We start from the raw sequence: 20,759 nt of genomic DNA, 5'->3' as shown, positions 1-20,759 counted from the left end.
ATGTCTCCGTTTCAGCCTCTCGGCGCCTGTTCGTGCCGCTTAAGCCAGCACGCCGCGGATATAGTCGGCGATCGCCTCGTCCTGGCAGTTGGCGAAGAAGTATTCCTGGAACTTCTCACCCGCGATGGAGGCCTTGAGCAGGTCCTGGTCGACCGTCTTGAGGACCGTCAGCATGTCATGGCAGGTCACAGCCTTGAGCTCGGAAAGGATGCCGCGGTTCTTCGCCATGATCTCGGCGCGCTCCTTGGGATAGCCTTCGCCGGCCTTGTATTCGAAGATCTTGCGGTAGCAGTCCTGCAGGTTCAGCTCGGCAGCCCAGCCGAAGCCCTTGGCGTAGGGCATGGAGATGGCATTGCCGGCATTGATCTGGCCGAACAGGAAAGCATCGGTCGGATCGATGACGAGGCCGCAGAACACGTTCGGCATGGAGTTGGCGGCGAGGTTGGAACCCATCCCCGTGCCACAGCCCGTGACCACGAAATCGGCAGCCTTGGAATTGATCAGGAGGCCGGTCAGCAGGCCGTTCATGACATAGGTCAGGGAGGCTTTGTCGTCCGGCGTGTACATGCCGTAGTGGTGGACTTCATGGCCCAGCGGTTCGACCACGGTTTTCAGGGCGTCATGGACGATGTCGCTTTTGGCGGCCTGGCTGTTTTCGATGATGAGCGCGATCTTCATGGGAGTATCCTGTCTCAGTTTGCAGCGTCGAGTTTGTAGGCTTTTTTCGCCAGAGTGTAGGCGAGGTCGGTGGCGAGGTCGGCGGCTTCGTCTTCGGTAAGACGGTGCTCCGCGACCAGTCCGGCCAGGAAGGCGCAATCCACCCTCCGGGCCATGTCGTGCCGGGCCGGAATTGATAGGAAGGCGCGGGTGTCATCATTGAACCCGACCGTGTTGTAGAAGCCGGCTGTTTCCGTGGTCTGCTTGCGGAAACGCATCATGCCTTCCGGACTGTCATGGAACCACCAGGCCGGGCCCAGTTTCAGGACCGGGTAGTGACCCGCCAGCGGCGCGAGTTCACGCGTGTAGCTGGTCTCGTCCAGGGTGAAGAGGATGATATCGAGACCGCGTTCATTGCCGAACCGGTTCAGCAAGGGTTTCAGTGCATGGACATAGTCCGTGCGCGCCGGAATGTCGGCGCCCTTGTCGCGGCCGTGGGAGGCGAACAGGGCGGCATTGTGATTGCGGAAGGAGCCGGGATGGATCTGCATGACCAACCCGTCTTCCAGGCTCATCGCCGCCATTTCGGTCAACATTTGGGCCCGGAACAACTCCGCATCCCCCGCCCCGGCCTTGCCTGACACGATGCGGTCGAACAGAACTTCTGCCTCGCCCGGATCCAGGTCCGCCGTCGCCGCCGTGGGATGACCATGGTCCGTCGAAGTGGCCCCGGCGGCCATGAAGTCGACCCGGCGTTGACGGTGCGCGGCCAGATAGCCCCGCCAAGTGAAGGTGTCTTCGCCCGTCACATCGCCGAACTGTTCCAGCGCCGCGCGGAAATCCTCGTGATCCGCATCCACGACCGGGTCCGGCCGATAGGCCGTGACCACACGCCCCGACCAACCGCTGCTCGCAATGGCATGATGGTGGTCAAGTGTGTCGGTCGGCGATTCCGTTGTCGCCAACAGCTCAATATTGAACCGGTCAAACAGGGCGCGCGGACGGAAGCCCTCGGTCTTCAGTGCCGCATCGATGGCATCATAGATGGCGTCTGCCGTGTCTTCATTGAGCCGCTCGCCAATTCCGAACACATCGCCCAGCACGTGATTCATCCACATGGCAGAGGGGGTTCCGCGGAACAGGTAGAAATGCCGGGCGAACAGGCGCCAGGCCTCGCGAGGGTCGCAATCCGGCTTGCCGGCCTTGGATGGAACCCCCAGCGCATCGAGGCTTATCCCCTGGCTGTAAAGCATGCGGTACAAATAATGGTCCGGGGCCAGAAACAGATCGGCGGGACTGTCGAAGGCTTCATTCCCGGAGAACCAGCGCGGGTCCGTATGACCATGGGGCGAAATGATCGGCAGGGATTTCACGCCCGCATACAGGCTCCGCGCAATGGCACGGGTCGCCGGGTCGGCCGGGAATAACCGGTCTTCATGAAGCTGCGGGGTTGCAGGCATTGAAACGGACCGTTTCTGGCTAAATCCTGGCCGGAAGGTAACCGGTGTCATTTCGAACATCAACCGGTCCCGTCATGAATCCGGACCGGCTGTCCGATCTAAGGGTTCAGGAAACGGCGGGAGGCGGCGCGGAACTTTCCCGGATCACCAGGCTGGGCTTGGCGCGATCATCATCCGTGTCGATCTCGGCCGCATTGAACTGGTTGATCAGCTTTGTCGACGCCCGGCGCCCGACTTCCCGCGTCGGCGTGTTCACCGTGGTCAGTCGCGGCCAGAGACGCTCCGCCAGCTGGAAATTGTCATAACCCACAACGGAGAGTTCCGCAGGGACCGGGATATCCAGCGACCGAGCCGCCTGCAGGACGCCGGCCGCCATTTCATCATTGGCCGCAAAAATGCCCGTCGGCCGGTCCACCCGGCTCAGCAGTTCCCGTGCGCAGTCATATCCGGACTCGAACGTGTAGGCGCCCTGGGCCACATTGGCCTCGTCCAGCGTCACACCGGCACTGGCCAAACCGGCCTCGAAACCGCGCCGGCGTTCATGCGAGGACCGGAAGGTTGGTCGACCGGAAATGAAGCCGACCCGCTTGTGTCCCAACTCCGCCAGATGACGCCCGGCCGCTTCACCGCCCAAATGGTCGCGCGTGACAATCATGTGCTCGGGCTCGTCCAGCGAGACCGAGGCAATGCGGATGAATTCGCAACCGATCTCTCGCAGGACCGGCGGGATGCGCTCATCTTCCGATACGGACGGAGTCAGCACGACGCCATAGAGTTTCTGGCGTTCCACGAAATTGCGCAGATCGGTGAGGAAGGTCTCGCTGGCCCGGTCGCACGGATGCACCACCAGCTCGAACCCGGTGCCACGTATACCGTCCAGCAGGCCCTGCTGCATGTTCACGACATATTGCGGGTTGGGGTTGTCATAGATCATGCCGACCAGGAAGGACCGGCGGAAGGCCAGACCACGCGCCTGCGGATCCGGTGCATAGCCTATTTCGTGCATCACGCGGAGAATGGCTTCGCGCGTGTCTTCGCGCACCGCCGGCGATTTGTTGATCACCCGGGACACCGTCTTCTTGGAGACCCCGGTCAGGCGAGCGACATCATTGATCGTGGGGCGGCGGTTTCGGAACTCGTCGCGCAGAGACGATTTCGGCTCCGACTGTTCCGGATTTTCCTCGTCCGACATCCGCGACCATCCCCCGTTCGCGTTAACACGAAAAATGTCTCCTATAGGACATTTCCTTGCTTGTCATGCTTTTAGAGCGCTTGGACCCTGCGCGTGAATTTTCCCACTTGTCCAAAAAATGACACCGGTTACCATCAAGGCCAGAAAGACGAAGAGACCCCATGACCGTAGCCGAGAAAACGGCCGTCCAATCGGCCCTCATGCTTCACCCCGACGATGATGTCGCCGTGGCGCTGGCCCCCCTGACCGCCGGCACAATTCCCGGTCCCGGCTTTCCGGCCGTGCGATCCGACATCCCGCGTGGCCACAAGTTCGCGCTTTCGATCGTGTCGGCTGGCGCCCCTGTGACCAAGTACGGCGCACCGATTGGCCGGGCCCTGGCCCGTATCCAACCGGGCGATCATGTCCACAGCCACAATCTCGCCTCTGCACTGTCCGGTGAGGTCGACTATGCCGTGGCCCTGGACACGCCCACCCGCAACACCAAGCCGGGCCGGGCCGATGAATTCATGGGATATCGCCGCTTCAACGGCCGCGTCGGCATCCGCAATGAAATCTGGGTCGTGGCGACAGTGGGTTGCGTCAACCGGATCGCCGAGCGGATTGCCCGCATGGCCAGCAACCAGGTCCGGGGCCGGGTCGATGGAGTCCATGCCGTCACCCACCCGTTTGGTTGTTCGCAGCTGGGTGATGATCTGGAACGGACCCGGGCCATTCTGGCCGGCCTCGCCCAGAACCCGAATGCGGGCGGCGTCCTACTGGTCGGCTTGGGGTGTGAGTCCAACCAGTACCGCGCCCTGCTCGACGCCATGCCGGACACCGACCCGCTGCGCGTGCGTGCCTTTGCTTGCCAGGACATGGGTGATGAACTGGATGCCGGCATCGCTGCCGTGTCCGACATTGCCAGCCACATGGCCGACATGGACCGCCGCGAAGCCTGCCCGGTCTCCGATCTGGTCATCGGCCTGAAATGCGGCGGGTCCGACGCGTTCTCCGGCCTCACCGCCAACCCGCTGCTCGGCCGCATCACCGACCGTCTGACGGCGATGGGCGGCAGCGCCATTCTCACGGAAGTGCCGGAAATGTTCGGCGCCGAACATCTGCTCATGCAGCGGGCGGCCAATGAGGATGTCCAGTCCCGCATCGGTGTGATGATGAACCGGTTCAAGCGCTATTTCCTGGACCATGGCGAAGTCGTCCACGCCAATCCCTCACCCGGCAATATCACCGGCGGCATCACGACGCTGGAGGAGAAATCCCTCGGCGCCGTCCAAAAAGCAGGAACAGCTACGGTCACCGATGTGCTCAACTACGGTGACCGGGTCCGCACGACGGGGGTGAGCCTGCTGGAAGCACCTGGCAATGACGCCGTCTCGACAACAGCCATGGCAGCGGCAGGCACCCAGATGGTCCTTTTCACGACCGGACGCGGCACGCCCCTTGGGACCAGTGTGCCCACGCTGAAACTCTCGACCCATTCCGATCTGGCGAATCGCAAGCCGCACTGGATCGATTTCGATGCCGGCCCAGTGGCCGAAGGCGAAAGCCTGGATGCCGCGGCCGAGCGGCTCTGGCGCCTGATCCTGGACACGGCCTCGGGCCGCCATGCCCGCAACGAGCTTTATGATGAGCGTGAAATTGCCCTGTGGAAGGGCGGCGTGACGCTTTAGGCCGGTTTGATGAGCGAGACCCCACTCCCCTTCCGCCCGGAAGCCGACTGCCAATGGGATATCCTGGCCCTTGGTGAAGTCATGCTGCGCTTCGATCCCGGCGAGGGCCGGATCCGCAACAGCCGGACTTTCCAGGTCTGGGAGGGCGGCGGCGAATACAATCTCGCCCGGGCGGCCCGGAAATGCTTCGGCTTGCGCGCCAGTATCGCAACGGCTCTGCCGCGCAATGATATCGGTGCCCTGACCGAGGACCTGATCCTGCAGGGCGGGGTCGATACATCCAATATTCTCTGGCGGGAGTTCGACGGCATCGGACGCAATACCCGCGTCGGGCTGAATTTCGTGGAACGCGGCTTTGGCATCCGGCCGGCCCTGGGCGTGTCAGACCGGGGCCATTCAGCCGCCTCCCAAATGCGACCGGGTGACATCAACTGGGACCATGTTTTCGGCACCTGCGGTGTGCGCTGGTTCCACACCGGCGGGATTTTCGCGGCGCTGTCCGACAGCACCACCGAAATGACTCTCAACGCCATCGAAGCCGCCCGGCGACACGGAACGCTGGTGTCCTATGACCTCAATTACCGCCCCTCACTGTGGGCCGAGCGGGGCGGATCAGAGGGCGCGCGCGCGCTGAACCGGCGCATTGCCGCCCATGTCGACATCCTGTTCGGCGCCGACGGGCTGGGCACACCGGCACTGACCGGCACCCCGAAAGACGTCATCGAGAGTGTCCGGAACGATTTTCCCAATCTGAAAGTCATCGCGACCACGACCCGCAAGGCGCACACGGCCAACATCAATGACTGGCAAGGCTTTCTCTGGGCGGGCGGTGACCGCGTTCATGCCTCGCGGGCCTTTGACGGTCTCGATATCCTCGACCGTGTCGGAGGCGGCGACGCCTTCGCGTCGGGCATTGCCTACGGGCTCCTGACCGGCAAACCCCACTCTGCCACCGTGGAATACGGCACGGTGCATGGCGCGCTCGCCATGTCGACACCCGGCGACGCGTCCATGGCGTCGCTGGCCGAAGTCGAGCGGGCTCTCGAGAACCAGGACGCAGGAGTGATCCGATGACCCCAACCCGTCGCACCCTTCTCGCCGGCACAGGCGCCGCCTTGCTGGCCAGCTCCACGGCCCAGGCCCGCACGCAGGGATCTGACCCCGTGGTGCAGACGTCCAACGGACCGGTCAGTGGTGTCGTCGAAGGCGGCATCCATCGCTTCCTGGGTGTGCGCTTTGGCGCCGATACCGGCCGTGCCCGCTTCCGGGCCCCGCGGCGACCAGACGCCTGGACGGAGACACGCCCGGCGGTGGAATACGGTGCGGCCTGCCCGCAACGCGGCAGCGAGCCCAACACGTCGGAAGACTGCCTGTTTCTCAATGTCTGGACACCGGGCCTGGAGGAAGCGGCCCGCCGTCCGGTCATGGTCTATTTCCACGGCGGGGCCTATGCGACCGGCTCGGGTTCGCACCCCCTGTATGACGGGACGCGCCTGGCGACGCGGGGCGATGTCGTCGTCATCACGGTCAATCACCGGCTCAATGCCTTCGGCTATCTCTATCTGCAGCGCCTGCTCGGCCCGGACTTTGCCCAGTCGGGCAATGCCGGTCAGCTCGACCTCATCCTCGCCCTGCAATGGGTGCAGGAGAATGCCGCGCGCTTTGGCGGCGATCCGGACCGGGTCATGGTGTTCGGCCAGTCCGGCGGCGGCGCCAAGATCGCCAGCCTGATGGCCACGCCGGCCGCGGCGGGTCTCTTCCACCGCGCTGCCAGCATGAGCGGCCAGCAGGTCACCGCCTCCGGCCCGGCCAACGCCACCGCCCGCTCCCGCGCCTATCTCGCCGAACTGGGTCTGGATGATAGCCATGCCGCTTCCGTGCTCGACATGCCGGCTGAGACCCTGGTCGAGGCCTTGTCCGCCCCGGATCCGGTCCTGCCCTTTGGCTCGGTCTATTTCGGGCCGGTGAAGGATGATGCGGTGATGATGCGGCATCCGTTTTATCCGGATGCGGCGCCGCAATCGCTGCATATTCCGATGATTATCGGCAATACGCATGACGAAACCCGCGCCTTCCTGCGCGGCGAGCGGTATGAAAATATCAGCTGGGACAACCTGCCGGACCTGCTGATCCCCAACATGCGGGTCGATATCCGCCCGGAAACGGTCATCGCGCGCTATCGCGAACTCCATCCCGAGCGCTCGCCGGAAGAGGTTTTCTACACGGCGACCACGGCCGCGCGGTCCTGGCGGGCAGCGGTGATCGAGGCGGAGGAGCGGGCCAAGGCCGGAGCTCCGGCCTATGTCTACCAGATGGATTGGGGCAATCCTTACGCCCCGCATACCTTTGATATCCCGCTGGCTTTCGACAATACCGCCGTCGAGGGCAGCCTGACCGGCAATAGCGAGACGGCAAGGAACATGGCGGCCCTGCTGAGCGAAGCCTTCATCGCCCTGGCGCGGACCGGCACACCGCAGCACACGGCCCTGCCGGACTGGCAGCCCTATACGATGGAGAACCGGGAGACGATGGTCTTCGACTGGCCGCCGCGCCTGGAGAATGATCCGCGCGGCGAGGAGCGGGCCCTGTTCGCCACCGTGCCCTACGTCCAGCCAGGCACCTGACCGGAAAGACTATTCCGGCAGGTTCTCGCGAAAGAAGGTGATCAGGTTCTCGCCCATGACGGCGCGGATATCGGCTTCGCCGAGCCCGGCGTCGAGCAGGCGGTCCGTCAGCACGGCATATTCCGACGCATCGAACGTGGTCGTGATCGTGCCGTCATAGTCCGAACCCAGCGCCACATGTTCGACGCCGACCAGATCAATCGCCGCCAGGATGGCTGCGGCGACGCCTTCCGGACTGTCGTCGCAGGTGACGTCTTCCCAGAAGCCGATCCCGATCAATCCGCCTTCTGCGGCAATGGCTTGCATCAATTCGTCGGGAATATTGCGGGTCACCGGACAGTGCGAATGGATACCGGTATGGGACACGATGAGCGGCCGGTCCGTCATCGCCAGCACATCCCGCACGACTTGCGGCGAGGAGTGGGCGACATCGATGATGAAGCCCTGCTCGATCAGGGCCGGCACCGCTTCACGACCGAAGTCGGACAGGCCCGCCCCGCTGAGGCCATGAAGCGATCCACCGAGTTCATTGTCGAAGAAGTGCTGCAAACCGACCATGCGATATCCCGCATCCCACAGGGGGGCAATATTCGCGATATCCCCTTCCAGAGGGTGTGCGCCTTCGGTCGCCAACAGGCCCGCCAGGGCATCAGGATCGGACTCCCGTGCGGTCAGAACAGCATCAAGATCGGCCCGTGAGCGTATCACGGTGAAAGCATCGTCGCGCTGCGCCAACCGATTGAGACGATCCGCATGGTACAGCGCCCGGTTCCGGATCGATCCCCAGGTGTCGATCGGCCAGCGCTGCGCAATGGCAAGCGGGGTGATGTTGTCACTATCCGCCGAGTTGGCCTCGTAATTCATCGAAGACGGTGTCTTGGTTACGCTGGCGAACACCTGGAGCGCGACCCGGCCTTCGCGCAGGCGCGGCAGGTCGGTGTGCCCCCGGTCATTCCGGTGCGCCGGATTGCGCATCCAGAGCAGCATGTCGGAATGCAGATCACCGACGCGCAGATCATCGTGCAGGGCCCGGGCTTCAGCGGAGATCGCATAAGGCGCGTGCTCGACAACGACATTGCGTCCGGCATCGACGCGAACCGGGATGATGTAGAAGAAGGCGAGACCGGCGAGGGCCAGAACCGCCGCCAGGATACCCAGGAAAATTCGCATGTGACCGTCCCCGAAATCTTGTGATTATGCCAACAGGCTTAGCGCGCTTTCCGTCCATGAAAAAGGACCGCCGGCGCAAACCGGCGGTCCCGTTTCCTGTCAGGCCTGTGTCAGCCTATTCGCTGTAGATCTCGGAGATCGACAGGGTGGCACTTGGATTCTGGCCCTGGCGATAGGAACCGATCCAGATGTCATACGTACCCGAGGCCGGATTGTTGAAGGTCAGCGCCGGGTTCAGACCCGCATTGCCGCCATCATCATTGCAGTGCCAGTTGCCATTCGGGTCATTGACCAGAATGGTCGTGTCACTGCTGGACGCGGCCGAGAGGATTAGCGGCAGCGAGCCGGCGGTGAAGCTGAGTTCGAAGTCCGGGGCGGCCGACACCCAGCCAGCGCAACCACTGCGCACTTCGGAGGCCCGGTGGGTGCCCCCGGACACGATATCCACGCGATACGGGTCCGGCGTGAAGCCGCCGCGCAGGGAGACGCTGCCGAAATTGGCGGGCAGGGACCAGTCGATCTGGCCATAGGAGCCGCCGCCCCCGCCACCACCGCTGCTGCCGGCCGTGAGGCCCAGCTCGGAGAAGGACAAGGTGGCATTGATGTTTCGGCCTTCGCTGTAGGACCCGACCCAGATGTCATAGGTGCCCGAACGCGGATTGGAGAAGGTCAGCAGCGGGTTGAGCCCCTCACCGCCATCATCATTGCAATACCAGTTGCCGTTCGGGTCATTGACCAGAAGCGTGGTGTCACCACTGGCGACGGCTGCGATCGTCAGCGGCAAGGAACCCGCGGAGAAGCTCAACTCGAAGTCCGGAGCCCCCGAAACATAGCCCCGGCAGCTGCTGTCGACACTCGACGCCGCATACGCACCGCCGGACACGACATCAACCGTATAGGGATCCGGCGAGAAACCGCCGCGCAGGGAGGTGCTGCCAAAATTGGCCGGCAGGGACCAGTCGATCCCGCCATAGGAGCCACCGCCCCCGCCGCCGCTGGTCAGGCCCAGCTCGGAAATCGCCAGCGTGGCCGAAGCGTAATCGCCTTCGCGATAGGAGCCGACCCAAATGTCGTAACGGCCCGAGCTCGGATTGGCGAAGGTCAGAGAGGGATTGAGACCCTCACCGCTGTCATCATCGCAATACCAGCGGCCGGTCGGACCGTTCACCACGAGCGTGGTGTCGCTGTCCGACACGGCTCCGATGGTCAGGTCGAAAGTGGAGCCGGCCGAATAGGTCACCGAGAAATCGGGCGCATTGGCGATCCACCCCCGGCAGGACGAGGAGACATTGCTGGCGGGACGGGCCCCGCCCGAGGTCAGCTGGACCGTGTAGGGGTCCGGCGTGAAACCGGCATTGAGATTGACGCTGCCATAGGTTGGCGGGGCACTGTAATCCTGCGCCATGGCCGGCACGGACACGGCGGCCACAGACACCAGAGCTGCGAGTAGAGTTTTCATTTTCAGGACCCCTCCCAGAGCCTGCCTGGCCGGTCGGGAACGCCCCCTGCGCTCCCTCATTTCCGGTCAGTTTCCAGAAGATTAGACGAAGGGGCCGCTGAACCCTAGCTGAACAGCATAATAATTCTATTCCTGCGACGATCCGCCCCGACCTTCGGCATCATCCTCCCACCCCAGGGCAGCGGTGATCAGATGGAAGATCGTGTTCTGCTCCAGCGAGCCTGAAAACCAGTGCGCCCGGGGACCGGTTGCGTAAAGCGCGACATCGGCGCCGGAATGGGTCTCATCCTCCAGTTCGACCAGGACTTCCTGACGGTAATCAGGGTCCAGCGTGTCGGCCTCATCCAAGGCCGGACTGTCGGGCGTGCGCACATTTTGGCCATTGCGATAGCCGAGCGTCGTATAGGGGCGGCCGCTCTCGTCCAGGGTGAGGCTGGGGGCGCTGCCGGGCCGATAGGGGTCGGACCGGCGCACCAGGCCCAGAATCGGATTGCCACGGGCCGGATAGCCCGCAAAGGTCATGACGTGCCCGTGATCGGCCGTCACGATCACCAGAGTATTGTCCAGATCGACGCGGGCCAGAGCCGTTTCGATCGCGGCATCAAACGCCTCCATGTCGGTCAACGCCCGATAGGCATTGGTCGAGTGGTGGGCATGATCCACGCGCCCGGCCTCCACCATCAGCACATAACCGCCCTCATGGCGCGACAGACGGTCAATGGCAAAGCCCGTCATCTCGGCCAGGGACGGCTCATCCGTACCGGCCCGGTCCGCCTCATAGGACATATGGTCGTCATTGAAGAGGCCCAGAACAGGTTCCGGACCGTCAGCCGGCAGGGCGAGCAGGCTCGTCCGGTCCTGCACCACGACACCTTGCCACTCGGCCGTCAGGTCGCGGCCATCGGCTCGCTCACCCCCGGCGCCGTCCGGCAGGAAATTGCGGCGGCCGCCCCCCATGGCCAGGTCGATTCCCTCGTCCTGCGCAAAACTGATGAGCTGGGCGGCAATGTCCCGACAGCCGGCCGCCCGGGCCATGTCGGGCAGGTCCGCATCGCTTTCCCAATTCCGGCTGAGCGAATGGGCGTACATTGTTGCCGGCGTGGCGTGGGTCAGGCGGGCCGTGCTGACAATACCGGTCGCCTGTCCGTTGCGCCCGGCCAGTTCAGCCAGGGTCGCCGGAAACGTCGCGTCCGCCGCGCATGCTTCGAACCCCTGATTGGCCGCCACACTGATCGCACCGGTCCGCGTCTTGTAACCCGTGACCAGGGCGGTGGCCGTGCTGGCCGAGTCCGCAACCTGCGCATCGGTATTGTAGGTGCGCACCAGGGCGGTCTGGTCAAACCCTTCGAAGACATAGGTCTCGGTTTCACCTGCACCGGTCTGTTCGCCCTGGAAAATACGGCCCGCGGAAATGGTGGGGATGCTCATCCCGTCGGCAATGAAAAGGATGACATTGCGCGCCTCCTGAGGCCGCACTTCGACGGCCTGACGGCGAGCCGCCTCGGCCCGGGCCCGCGTCCAGCTGTCCTGGCTGGCCACCATCGGGTCCGGCTGGGCCAGCGCGGACGGAGACAGCAGCAATACGGTCAGGGCGGAAGTCAGGACAGACAGGGTTTTCATCGGGCGGATCCTCTTTGCAGTCAGCCTGCATGGCCTAATGGCGGCCGTTCGGGATTGCCAATGAAAGTTTCGCGTCGCCTGTCGGCTTATGCAGCCGCCGGGTCGAGCAGTAGGGTTGCCTCCACCAGATTGCCAGATCCCAGAAAGGTCACAGAGGCAAAGGACAGGGAGCGCGCCAGCGCGACGCCCCGCCCCCGATACCCGCTTCCGCCGCTGTCGTCCACGTCCAGGGCCGCATGGTCGAAACCGGCCCCGTCATCCTGGACCGTCAGGGAAATCATCCGGCGTCCGCGCTTGAAATTGACGATCACGCGGCGTTCGGAATAGCGCGGATCCTGCAGGCGTTTTTCGATCTCGGCCCGCCACTGGCCCGACAGGAGCAGGTCCTGCTTTTCCTGCGCGCCGATCTCCAGATTGCCGTGCTCCACCGCATTGACGAGCAATTCCTGCAGACCCACGGCCACGAGATCGGAATTGGGGCAGGCCAGGGCGAGCATGGTGGCGAGGTTTCGGGCCTCGTCCAGCGTCCGGAACTCGAACTGTCCCGACATGATCGTGCCGACCGCGGACCGGCGCGACGCCACATCGGCCCGCAAGCTGGCGACTTCCTCCTGGAAATCCCGGGCGATCCGGACAACCGCGACCAGCGTAGCCGTATCGGTATCGGGAGACAGGACATAGTCTGCCGGCTCCGCCTCATCCGGGCGATCGCCCAGCAGGACCGACTGAAAGGCATCGGAGGCGCGCGTCCGGGCCAGGGCAATGGCGTGGGCATGAGCCTGATCGGCCACAACAATCCCGATATCCCCCTCGACCGGCAGATCGGGGCCGCAGACCAGACGGTCTCCCGCCTCCAGCTCGAAGGCCGCGACCAGCGCGTCGGTCAGGCGACCGGGTGCCAGGGCCAGCCAGATCCTGTCCTTCTTGCGGCGGTTCATTCGCCCGCCTCCAGCATCACCCAGGTCAGGTCATCATGCGGATGCGCCTGGTCGGGACCGAAGACCCGGGACAGGAGCGCGGCCTGGAAATCATCCCGGGATTGCAGGGCAGCCTGGACATGGGCCGCCAGGTCCGGGGTCTCCAAGGACGCCTCCGGATCCCGGAAATTCTCGTACAGCGCATCACTGTAAATAAAGACCCGGTCTCCCGCCCCCAGCGGGCAGGTGCGGACCGGGTAGTCCGCCGCGGCATTGCAGCCCAGAAGCACGCCAGAGCCATCGAGGGCCGACCAGCTTCCATCAGCCCGGAAATGCAAGGGCGGCGGCGTGGCGGCTGACGCGTAGGTCAGCGTGCCCGCCGCCCGGTCGACCAGACCGTAGAAACCGGTGGCGAATTGCTCGACCGGCAACATGTCCACGAGGGCGCGATTGAGCGCCTGCATCCAGACACCGGGACGATCCGCCAGCGCCGTCATCCCGGTGACCAGCATGTGGACCCGAAAGGCGTTGATCGCCGCAGAAACGCCGTGCCCGGACAAATCCACCATGAAAATCCCGAACCGGGTCTCGTCGACGGCGAAGACCTGCCAGAGGTCTCCCCCCAGCGTGTTGGAGGCTTGGTAGAAAGTCGAAAGACGGGCCCCGCGCGGGCCGGCAATCGCGTCCACCTGCTCCGCGGACATCAGCAGGGAGTGCTGCATGGCCTGCGCCACGCGCAAATCCTCTTCCATGCGCTGCCGGTAGATCTGCAGGCTGGACATGAGCCGACGGCGTTCAAGGTGCAGGCGAACCCGTGACACCAGCTCGCCGGCATCGATGGGCTTGGAGACGATATCCGACGCGCCAGCGCGGAAGGCCCGCAGCCGGTAGTCATCCTCCTGCATGCCGGTCTGCATGAGGACCGGGACATCCGGGCTGAATTCGCTCCGGATCCGCTCGCAGACCTTGAACCCGTCCGGGCCGGGCATGACAATGTCGAGCACAACCATGTCCGGCTTGCAGGCCATGCGGGCCAGCGCGGCCTCACCGTCCGCCGCAAAGTCCAGATTGGTGAAGCCGGCGCTTTCCAGAACAGTCCCGATCAGGCGACGCGACGATTCCAGATCGTCCACGATCAGGATGCGGGCGGATGCGATACCCGCCTCGGGCGCCAGGTCCGCGACATGTGCCGGAGACATCATCTCAATCGATCGGGATGAGTTGTTCCAGCCGGGACAATTCCACGACCTTGGCCACATGACCGGTCACACCGCGGAGGCGCAATTGCTTGCCCTGTTTGGACGCCCGGTCATTGGCCAGCAGCAACATGCCGATTCCGGCACTGTCGATCATGGTCAGACCGGACAGGTCGAGCACCGTGGTAGGGGCCGGGCTGTCGACGATCGAGGTAACGACGCTGCGAAAGGTTTCGTGGTCGTCGAAAGTCAGCATGCCGGAGAATGACAATGTCAGCCGGTCGGCATCCTCATGCGTCTTGAATTCCATGGTCTTCTCCTGCCGGCCTGTCGGGGTTCAAGCGGCCTGCAAATGACGGACAGAGACATCCAGAACATCCGGCAGCGCGTCGGCATCGCCCAATTCGCCGCGCTCCAGATCCGCGGCCAGGGCTGACAGGCGCTTCAGGCCGATATTGGAGGCGGCCCCTTTCAGGGCGTGGGCCAGGGCCTTGGCTTCCTCGGAATCATTGCGGGCGCGCGCCTCACCATATTCGCTCACAAGGCGTTCCAGGTCGGACACGAACTGGCCCTTCATGTCGTCAAAAACCGGCTTGCCGACAGCGGCCACCAAAGTGGAAACCGCCACCATGTCCAGTTCAGGCTGACCTTGCCAATCGCTCATGCCCTCTCATCCCCGTCTGACGCGCATTCCCTGCGCGGATATTCTGATGGATGCCAATCTAGTCGTGCCCTTCGCACGGCGGCAAGGGCGGTCTGCTAGCGCCCTGCAGGCCCCGGCGCGGCCGAAGAATCCCGGACAATGATCTCCGAACCGATTTCCTGGCAGAGGCTGGCTTCGCCCGCCTCGCCCGTGCGGATCCGGTCGAGCCGGTCGGCCAGCATGTCGACCGCCTGTGCCGCCATGGTCGCGATCGGCTGGCGCACCGTGGTCAGTTGCGGCCAGATGGCCGTGGCGGTCTGGGTGTCATCGAAGCCGACGACGGTCAGATCGGTGGGAATATCGAGATGGTGGCGGTGTCCCATGGCAATGGCGGCCACGGCCATGTCATCATTGGAGGCGAAGATCGCCGTCGGACGCGGATCCGATTTCAGCAGGGTGTCGGCTGCCTCCAGGCCGGACCGGTAGGTGAATTCGCCCTCGGCGATCAGGTCAGGGTCCCGCGCCAGCCCGGCTGCCTCCATCGCCTGGCAATAGCCTTCGAAGCGCTTGCGGCTGGCTCCGTGGGATTCCGGGCCGCGGATGAAGGCGATGCGGCGATGCCCCAGTTCCAGCAGATATTCCGTCATCCGGCGCGCCGCTGCCCGGTCATCGGTCTCGATCCGCGGTGAGCCCGCCTTCTCCAGATCCGGAGAAATTCGCACATGCGGAAGGCTGGCCGCTTCGACCGCAGCCAGAACGGCTGCATTGTCACAGACTGGAGGCGGGATGATCACGCCGTCGAAATTCGACGTGCGCAGCATGTCGCCGATCGCGCTTTCCCAGTCCTGTTCGGCCGCGCCACAGCTTTCCACCACGAGATGGTAGCCCGCCTTGCGACAGCGATTGAGGGCCCCGATCAGGAGCTCGCTGATATAGCCCGCACTGGGATTATCGTAGAGCAGTCCGATGAAATACGTGTTGGCGCGCGCCAAGCTGCGGGCCGACAGGTTGGGCCGGTAGTTCAGCTCGCGGATCGCCGCCTGCACGCGTTCGCGGGTTTCCTCGCGGACATTCGGCTCGGCATTGAGCACCCGGGACACGGTCATCGCCGACACGCCAGCATGCTGGGCGACGTCCTTGATGGTGGCGCCTGTTTGCTTGTTGGCCCGTGTCTTCACACTCATGTCGAGGGGCGATCCGGTTGTTGACGACGCTTGGCTGCCGCGATGGTAGCGCAAACGCAGAATAGACGCATGGCGCTAGGGCACAACTGCGTCATGTCGCACCGGTCGGGATTCTACAGGCCTGTGAACAGCTGGAAGACCCTCAAGAGCGGATTATCGAAGCGCAACTTGCCTTCGGTCAGGGCCAGGCAGACACACTCCCCGGCCTCATCGATCCGGATGTCATGCGCCACACCGGCGTGGGCCTCTTCCAGATCGCCGGGCTTGTATTGCGTCTCACCGTCCCAGAAGGACCCTTTGAGTACGAGCGTCAGTTCGGAGCCGTTATGGCCGTGATGCGGGATCGACACGCCGGGCTGGGCCCGCAGCAGCCAGAGGCGCTGGCCGCGCGGACCGCGCCACAGGACGGCCTTGGACAGGCCCGGGCCGAGGAAGCTCCACTTCACCTTCGTTCCGGTCTCGCCCATCCAGTCGGTGAGCGGCGCCGGCAGCGGCAGGTCCGGGTCGGTGTCATTGGCCGGCACCGGCACAGCGTCCACGACCTCTTCCCAGTCCCGACGCAGAATGTCGTCCACGTCGAAGCCCAAGGTCTCGCCGGACGCGGTCTTCTGGCCCATCAGGGCAGCCCCGACGCGTTCAAGCGTGTCGACGCGCTGACGTGCCTCGTCAGACAATTCCACATGCGACGCCATGATCACATCATGCGCCTTGCTTTCCAGATTGCCGGCCGCGTAGTCCAGATACCAACTATCGTCCAGCACGTTTCCACGCCGGGTCATGCGTCATCTCCAAGGGATAGTCTCAGCTTGGTCATGGCCAGCCGGACACGGGATTTCACCGTGCCCAGTGGCAGATCCAAACGGGTTGATATTTCGCTGTGGGACAGGCCTTCCACGAAGGCCAATTCCAGCACGGATTTCTGATCGGCCGGCAAGCCGGCCAGCGCCCGGGCGACGGTGTCGACGTCTTCCGAACGGCTGACCAATTCCTCGGCTTCCGGGGCCGGTTCCGGCTGCAGGTAGGGATCCTGCTCATCCATCTTGCCGGCCCGCACCTGTTTGCGGAAATGGTCGATATGGAGGTTGCGGGCGATCGTGTAGACCCAGGTCGAAACGGCCGCCTTGGCCGGGTCGAAACTCGCCGCCCGGCGCCAGACTGCCAGCATCACATCCTGGGTGAGATCATCCGCAAGCGCCGGCGGAACCCGCCTGTTGATCAGGAAGGACCGGATGCGCGGCGCAAAATGCTCGAACAGGGCTGCAAAAGCCTCACGGTCGCGGTCAGCCCCGACCCGCCCCATCAGCGTGGCGAAGAGCCGGGCCTGTGTGTTCGGCCGTGCGCGCTCGCTGTCATGCGTCATTCGAGCCCTTCTGTTCTCGAGCAAATCCTCGCGGGCCCTAACGGGCAGGATGGAAGCGGCAGCGTACATGTTTGCTCCTACGACGCCAGTACCGGTCCGGATCAGTACACAGGTGAAATAAGTCTTGGGTGATCCGGCCCCGGCCCAGGGGCGTATCCCGTCCACAAGCCCACCATCCGGATCGGAGCCGCCATGTCACCTCTCGCCGTCCAGAAGATCGCCGTCATCGGCTCCGGCATCGCTGGCCTGTCAGCAGCCTGGCGCCTGTCCCAGACGCATGATGTGACGCTCTATGAAGCCGCACCGCGATTGGGCGGGCACGCCAATACGGTCTCGACCCGGATCGGTGGAACAGACGTCGATGTTGACACCGGCTTCATCGTCTTCAACCCGCCCAACTATCCCAATTTCACGCCCATGCTGGCGCATCTCGGTGTCGCCAGTGCGCCGTCGGACATGTCCTTCTCGGCCTCCCTGGATGGCGGCGCCTTCGAATACTCCTCCAATCCAAACGGCCTGTTCGCCCAGAAGCGCAATTTCGTCCGCCCCCGCATGTGGCGCATGCTCAGCGACCTTCTGCGCCTGCATGAGCAGGCCCGGCGCCTCGACCCGGAGACCGAGGTCCGCTCGCTCGACGAATTCCTGCGCGCCGAAGGCTATTCGGCGAGCTTCCGGGAAGACCATATCCTGCCGATGTGCGCCGCGATCTGGTCATCCCCCGTGGAACAGATGCGTGCCTATCCGGCCCGCGCCTTCTTCCGCTTCTTCGTCAATCACGGCCTGCTCCAGCTGACCAACCGCCCGCTCTGGCGCACCGTGCAGGGTGGCAGCCAGACCTATGTGAAGGCCCTCGCCGACCAGATCCGCGGCGAGATCCGGACCGGCACGCCAATCCGCAAGATCCGCCGCGACGACAGCGGCGCCACCGTTTTCACTGACCAGGATGAGACCAGGTTCGACCAGGTCGTGCTCGCCTGCCACAGCGATCAGGCCCTGGGATTGCTGGAGGATGCGGACGGGCTTGAGACCAGTCTGCTGGGCGCCATCCGCTATCGGCCGAACACGGCCGTGCTGCACACGGATACCCGTCTCATGCCCCGCCGCCGCAAGGCCTGGGCCGCCTGGAATTATCTGGAAGCCCGGCGCGAAGCCGACAAGACGGCCCGGATCAGCCTGACCTACTGGATGAATGTCCTCCAGCCGCTTCCGACGACGACCCCGGTCCTGGTGACCCTCAATCCGGAGGTCGAACCGGATCCGGCGCTGGTCCTGAAGACCGACCATTATGATCACCCGGTCTTCGACGCCGCCGCCGTGCAGGCGCAGCAGGAATTCGGCGCGCTGCAGGGTCATCGCAACACCTGGTATGCCGGGGCCTGGCTCGGGTCCGGCTTCCATGAAGACGGCATCCAGTCCGGCCTGGCCGTGGCTGAAGCCCTGGGCGCCCCGGAACGCCCCTGGGGCCGCGACGGGGCCACCGGCCGCATTCCTTGGTGCGATGAAGCCGCCGCCCCCCTGGTGAATTCGCTGCGCGTGGCGGCGGAATGACGCCACTTCCCGCCTCCCTTTATGTCGGTGATGTCGCTCACATGCGGCATCATCCGGTCCGCCATGCCCTGCGCTACCGCGTGATGAGCATCCTGGCTGACATTGACGGGCCTGCCCGCTTGGCGAAGGACAGTCGCCTGTTCGCCTTCGACCGGTTCAACCTGCTCAGCCATCATGTCCGCGACCATGGTGCCCGAAGCAATGACCTGCGCGCCTGGGTGAAAACCATCCTGGAGCGGGACGGGATCGCGCTGAATCCGGGCCGGATCCAGCTGCTGGCCGCGCCGCGCTGGCTCGGCCTCGTCTTCAATCCGGTCTGTGTCTATTTCTGCCATGACAGCGAAGACCGCCTGGCCGCCGTCCTGTTTGAAGTGTCCAATTTCCACAGCGGTCGCCACACCTACGCCTTTGCCGTTGATCCGGACGAGACCGGACCCTTGCGCTTTCGCTGCCCCAAAGCGTTTTTTGTCTCGCCCTTCAATCCGGTCGAGGGGGAGTATCGTTTCCGCCTGGAGCGCGACGAAACCCGCCTGCGGTTGGGCATCCAGCTCTACCGTGACGGTCAGTGCGTGATGGGCGCCGTTCACCTGGCCGAGGCCAAACCCTTGACCACGCAGGCCACATGTCAGGCCCTGCAAGCCATCCCGGCGAATACAATCAGTACAATTGGTGGTATACTCTTTGAGGCTATGCGCCTTCGACTGAAGGGCTTGCCCACATTCGCACCGCGCCGGGGAATTCCAGATACGATGCCGGAGAGTTTGTGATGACATACCAGTCCGGGGGGACGACCTCCATCCAGACAACGCCCAGCCGGCTGCAACGGTTCGCGGGTGACCGCCTGCGCTCTGCGCTAGCCTCGCTCACCCAGAGCCATTTGCGCATCACCCTGCCGGGAGGCTACCGGATCGAGTGCGGTCCGCGCGATGCGGAGCTTCGGGCCGACTGGACGATCCACAAATGGAATGCCCTGCTCCGGATCGCGAGTTCCGGCGCGCTCGGCTTTGCGGAGGGCTTTATCCACGCCGAATGGGACACCAAGGATCTTCGCACCCTGCTGACCGCACTGGCCCATGAACTGGACGATATCGATGCCGCCACTTCCAATCGCGGCCCCAGCCGGATCCTGGGCCGCGTCCAGCACTGGATGAACGCCAACACCCGCAAGGGAAGCAGGCGCAACATCGCCTTCCACTACGACTTGGGCAATGAGTTCTATGCCCAGTGGCTCGATCGCTCGATGACGTATTCGTCGGGCATTTTCGACCAGGCCGATGATGCGCTGGACGCCGCACAGAACCGCAAATACCGGCGCATTTGCGAGAATCTCGGCCTCAAACCGGGTGATCATGTGCTGGAAATCGGCTGCGGATGGGGCGGATTCGCGGAAATCGCCATCCGGGAATATGGCTGCCGCGTGACAGGCCTGACCCTGTCCCAGGAACAGCATGATTTCGCGGTCGAGCGTCTGCGCCGCGCCGGCCTTGCGGACCAAGCCGATATCCGGCTTCAGGACTATCGCGATGTGCGGGAAGAGTTCGATGCGATCGCCTCGATCGAGATGTTCGAGGCCGTGGGTGAGGCGCACTGGTCGATCTATTTCGACCAGCTCATGGCCTGCCTGAAACCGGGGGGGCGGGCTTCGCTCCAGGTCATCACCATTCGCGAGGATATTTTCGACCAGTATTACCGCTCCGTCGACTTCATCCAGAAATACGTTTTCCCGGGCGGAATCCTGCCGCCCCCCAGCCGTCTGGAGGCCGAAGCCCGGCGCGCCGGGCTGACACCGGCGGGCGTGCACATGTTCGGCAAGAGCTATGCCCGAACGCTGGAGGCCTGGCATGCCCGCTATGCCCGAGCCTGGCCAACCATCGAGCCCCTCGGTTTCGACAATCGTTTCGACCGGACCTGGCGCTTCTATCTGGCCTATTGCGAAGCCGGATTTGATACCGGCCGCATCGATGTAGGCCAATTCACCTATCAAAAGCCGGAAAGCTGACACCCAGTAAAATTCTATCCCATTGATTTAATTGGATACACAAGAAGAATTCCGTCTTCC

General features: G+C 64.0%; 19 protein-coding genes. 6 read left to right on the top strand and 13 right to left on the bottom strand.

The annotated features are described in order from the left end of the window. Positions 1-39: 39 nt before the first annotated feature. The 3 genes from FCS99_RS05420 to FCS99_RS05410 all read right to left on the bottom strand — a co-directional run bounded on the left by FCS99_RS05420 (position 40) and on the right by FCS99_RS05410 (position 3,309). Complete coding sequence (locus FCS99_RS05420) at positions 40-678, bottom strand: RpiB/LacA/LacB family sugar-phosphate isomerase (protein ID WP_138511054.1); 639 nt, start codon at positions 676-678, stop codon at positions 40-42. Positions 679-692: 14 nt separating this feature from the next. Continuing rightward, positions 693-2,117: a glucuronate isomerase gene (gene uxaC, locus FCS99_RS05415; protein ID WP_138511053.1), complete on the bottom strand. Its 1,425-nt coding sequence runs from the start codon at positions 2,115-2,117 to the stop codon at positions 693-695. A gap of 106 nt (positions 2,118-2,223) precedes the next feature. Next, a complete protein-coding gene (locus tag FCS99_RS05410) occupies positions 2,224-3,309 on the bottom strand; it encodes a LacI family DNA-binding transcriptional regulator (protein ID WP_138511052.1) in 1,086 nt (361 codons plus the stop codon). 161 nt (positions 3,310-3,470) lie between these two features. Between FCS99_RS05410 and FCS99_RS05405 the strand changes: the two genes are divergently transcribed. From FCS99_RS05405 to FCS99_RS05395, 3 genes are read left to right on the top strand one after another with little or no spacing between them, the layout of a single operon-like run. Beyond that, positions 3,471-4,979, top strand: coding sequence for a UxaA family hydrolase (locus tag FCS99_RS05405; protein ID WP_138511051.1), 1,509 nt, complete (start codon positions 3,471-3,473; stop codon positions 4,977-4,979). A gap of 9 nt (positions 4,980-4,988) precedes the next feature. Beyond that, the gene (locus FCS99_RS05400) at positions 4,989-6,053 is read left to right on the top strand and encodes a sugar kinase (protein ID WP_138511050.1); all 1,065 of its coding nucleotides are present in this window, start codon (positions 4,989-4,991) and stop codon (positions 6,051-6,053) included. Then, positions 6,050-7,603, top strand: coding sequence for a carboxylesterase/lipase family protein (locus FCS99_RS05395; RefSeq protein ID WP_138511049.1), 1,554 nt, complete (start codon positions 6,050-6,052; stop codon positions 7,601-7,603). Before FCS99_RS05400 ends, FCS99_RS05395 begins: the two co-directional genes overlap by 4 nt. Before the next feature lie 9 nt (positions 7,604-7,612). Here the strand turns inward: FCS99_RS05395 and FCS99_RS05390 are convergent, their stop codons facing one another. The 10 genes from FCS99_RS05390 to FCS99_RS05345 all read right to left on the bottom strand — a co-directional run bounded on the left by FCS99_RS05390 (position 7,613) and on the right by FCS99_RS05345 (position 17,152). Further along, positions 7,613-8,773: a dipeptidase gene (locus FCS99_RS05390; protein ID WP_138511048.1), complete on the bottom strand. Its 1,161-nt coding sequence runs from the start codon at positions 8,771-8,773 to the stop codon at positions 7,613-7,615. Between the two features lie 115 nt (positions 8,774-8,888). Beyond that, the gene (locus tag FCS99_RS16230) at positions 8,889-10,232 is read right to left on the bottom strand and encodes a hypothetical protein (RefSeq protein WP_233352668.1); all 1,344 of its coding nucleotides are present in this window, start codon (positions 10,230-10,232) and stop codon (positions 8,889-8,891) included. 126 nt (positions 10,233-10,358) lie between these two features. Further along, complete coding sequence (locus FCS99_RS05380) at positions 10,359-11,852, bottom strand: alkaline phosphatase (RefSeq protein ID WP_138511047.1); 1,494 nt, start codon at positions 11,850-11,852, stop codon at positions 10,359-10,361. A gap of 86 nt (positions 11,853-11,938) precedes the next feature. Next, positions 11,939-12,790, bottom strand: a complete 852-nt coding sequence (locus FCS99_RS05375; protein ID WP_138511046.1) for an ATP-binding protein — start codon at positions 12,788-12,790, stop codon at positions 11,939-11,941. Continuing rightward, positions 12,787-13,971, bottom strand: a complete 1,185-nt coding sequence (locus FCS99_RS05370) for a PP2C family protein-serine/threonine phosphatase (protein ID WP_171036246.1) — start codon at positions 13,969-13,971, stop codon at positions 12,787-12,789. The genes FCS99_RS05375 and FCS99_RS05370 overlap by 4 nt, the downstream gene beginning before the upstream one ends. Before the next feature lies 1 nt (position 13,972). Continuing rightward, on the bottom strand, positions 13,973-14,275 hold the full coding sequence (locus FCS99_RS05365; protein WP_138511044.1) for an STAS domain-containing protein: 303 nt from the start codon (positions 14,273-14,275) through the stop codon (positions 13,973-13,975). Between the two features lie 27 nt (positions 14,276-14,302). Then, positions 14,303-14,629 (bottom strand): Hpt domain-containing protein, encoded by a 327-nt coding sequence (locus FCS99_RS05360; protein ID WP_138511043.1) that lies wholly within the window; start codon positions 14,627-14,629, stop codon positions 14,303-14,305. A gap of 95 nt (positions 14,630-14,724) precedes the next feature. Next, entirely contained in the window at positions 14,725-15,792 is a 1,068-nt protein-coding gene (locus FCS99_RS05355; RefSeq protein ID WP_138511042.1) for a LacI family DNA-binding transcriptional regulator, read from the bottom strand. Between the two features lie 113 nt (positions 15,793-15,905). Continuing rightward, entirely contained in the window at positions 15,906-16,571 is a 666-nt protein-coding gene (locus tag FCS99_RS05350) for a ChrR family anti-sigma-E factor (protein WP_138511041.1), read from the bottom strand. Then, the gene (locus tag FCS99_RS05345) at positions 16,568-17,152 is read right to left on the bottom strand and encodes a sigma-70 family RNA polymerase sigma factor (RefSeq protein ID WP_171036245.1); all 585 of its coding nucleotides are present in this window, start codon (positions 17,150-17,152) and stop codon (positions 16,568-16,570) included. The genes FCS99_RS05350 and FCS99_RS05345 overlap by 4 nt, the downstream gene beginning before the upstream one ends. 192 nt (positions 17,153-17,344) lie before the next feature. Here FCS99_RS05345 and FCS99_RS05340 point away from each other — a divergent pair, with 192 nt between their 5' ends. Genes FCS99_RS05340 through FCS99_RS05330 form a run of 3 tightly spaced genes read left to right on the top strand, consistent with a single transcriptional unit; the run spans position 17,345 to position 20,699 of the window. Further along, positions 17,345-18,700: an NAD(P)/FAD-dependent oxidoreductase gene (locus FCS99_RS05340; RefSeq protein WP_138511040.1), complete on the top strand. Its 1,356-nt coding sequence runs from the start codon at positions 17,345-17,347 to the stop codon at positions 18,698-18,700. Beyond that, positions 18,697-19,467, top strand: coding sequence for a DUF1365 domain-containing protein (locus tag FCS99_RS05335; RefSeq protein WP_138511039.1), 771 nt, complete (start codon positions 18,697-18,699; stop codon positions 19,465-19,467). The genes FCS99_RS05340 and FCS99_RS05335 overlap by 4 nt, the downstream gene beginning before the upstream one ends. Then, the gene (locus tag FCS99_RS05330) at positions 19,467-20,699 is read left to right on the top strand and encodes an SAM-dependent methyltransferase (RefSeq protein WP_138511038.1); all 1,233 of its coding nucleotides are present in this window, start codon (positions 19,467-19,469) and stop codon (positions 20,697-20,699) included. Before FCS99_RS05335 ends, FCS99_RS05330 begins: the two co-directional genes overlap by 1 nt. The last annotated feature ends 60 nt before the right edge of the window (positions 20,700-20,759 follow it).

Origin of the sequence: Maricaulis alexandrii, assembly GCF_005871165.1 — a bacterium.
Lineage (GTDB): Bacteria > Pseudomonadota > Alphaproteobacteria > Caulobacterales > Maricaulaceae > Maricaulis > Maricaulis alexandrii.
Note: the sequence above shows the minus strand (reverse complement) of the source record. Positions and strands in the feature narration are given on the sequence as shown.

Excerpts from the sequence above, each read along its gene's own strand:
- FCS99_RS05420 (WP_138511054.1), bottom strand. The coding sequence starts at position 678 with ATGAAGATCGCGCTCATCATCGAAAACAGCCAGGCCGCCAAAAGCGAC.
- uxaC (WP_138511053.1), bottom strand. The coding sequence starts at position 2,117 with ATGCCTGCAACCCCGCAGCTTCATGAAGACCGGTTATTCCCGGCCGAC.
- FCS99_RS05410 (WP_138511052.1), bottom strand. The coding sequence starts at position 3,309 with ATGTCGGACGAGGAAAATCCGGAACAGTCGGAGCCGAAATCGTCTCTG.
- FCS99_RS05405 (WP_138511051.1), top strand. The coding sequence starts at position 3,471 with ATGACCGTAGCCGAGAAAACGGCCGTCCAATCGGCCCTCATGCTTCAC.
- FCS99_RS05400 (WP_138511050.1), top strand. The coding sequence starts at position 4,989 with ATGAGCGAGACCCCACTCCCCTTCCGCCCGGAAGCCGACTGCCAATGG.
- FCS99_RS05395 (WP_138511049.1), top strand. The coding sequence starts at position 6,050 with ATGACCCCAACCCGTCGCACCCTTCTCGCCGGCACAGGCGCCGCCTTG.
- FCS99_RS05390 (WP_138511048.1), bottom strand. The coding sequence starts at position 8,773 with ATGCGAATTTTCCTGGGTATCCTGGCGGCGGTTCTGGCCCTCGCCGGT.
- FCS99_RS16230 (WP_233352668.1), bottom strand. The coding sequence starts at position 10,232 with ATGAAAACTCTACTCGCAGCTCTGGTGTCTGTGGCCGCCGTGTCCGTG.
- FCS99_RS05380 (WP_138511047.1), bottom strand. The coding sequence starts at position 11,852 with ATGAAAACCCTGTCTGTCCTGACTTCCGCCCTGACCGTATTGCTGCTG.
- FCS99_RS05375 (WP_138511046.1), bottom strand. The coding sequence starts at position 12,790 with ATGAACCGCCGCAAGAAGGACAGGATCTGGCTGGCCCTGGCACCCGGT.
- FCS99_RS05370 (WP_171036246.1), bottom strand. The coding sequence starts at position 13,971 with ATGATGTCTCCGGCACATGTCGCGGACCTGGCGCCCGAGGCGGGTATC.
- FCS99_RS05365 (WP_138511044.1), bottom strand. The coding sequence starts at position 14,275 with ATGGAATTCAAGACGCATGAGGATGCCGACCGGCTGACATTGTCATTC.
- FCS99_RS05360 (WP_138511043.1), bottom strand. The coding sequence starts at position 14,629 with ATGAGCGATTGGCAAGGTCAGCCTGAACTGGACATGGTGGCGGTTTCC.
- FCS99_RS05355 (WP_138511042.1), bottom strand. The coding sequence starts at position 15,792 with ATGAGTGTGAAGACACGGGCCAACAAGCAAACAGGCGCCACCATCAAG.
- FCS99_RS05350 (WP_138511041.1), bottom strand. The coding sequence starts at position 16,571 with ATGACCCGGCGTGGAAACGTGCTGGACGATAGTTGGTATCTGGACTAC.
- FCS99_RS05345 (WP_171036245.1), bottom strand. The coding sequence starts at position 17,152 with ATGACGCATGACAGCGAGCGCGCACGGCCGAACACACAGGCCCGGCTC.
- FCS99_RS05340 (WP_138511040.1), top strand. The coding sequence starts at position 17,345 with ATGTCACCTCTCGCCGTCCAGAAGATCGCCGTCATCGGCTCCGGCATC.
- FCS99_RS05335 (WP_138511039.1), top strand. The coding sequence starts at position 18,697 with ATGACGCCACTTCCCGCCTCCCTTTATGTCGGTGATGTCGCTCACATG.
- FCS99_RS05330 (WP_138511038.1), top strand. The coding sequence starts at position 19,467 with ATGACATACCAGTCCGGGGGGACGACCTCCATCCAGACAACGCCCAGC.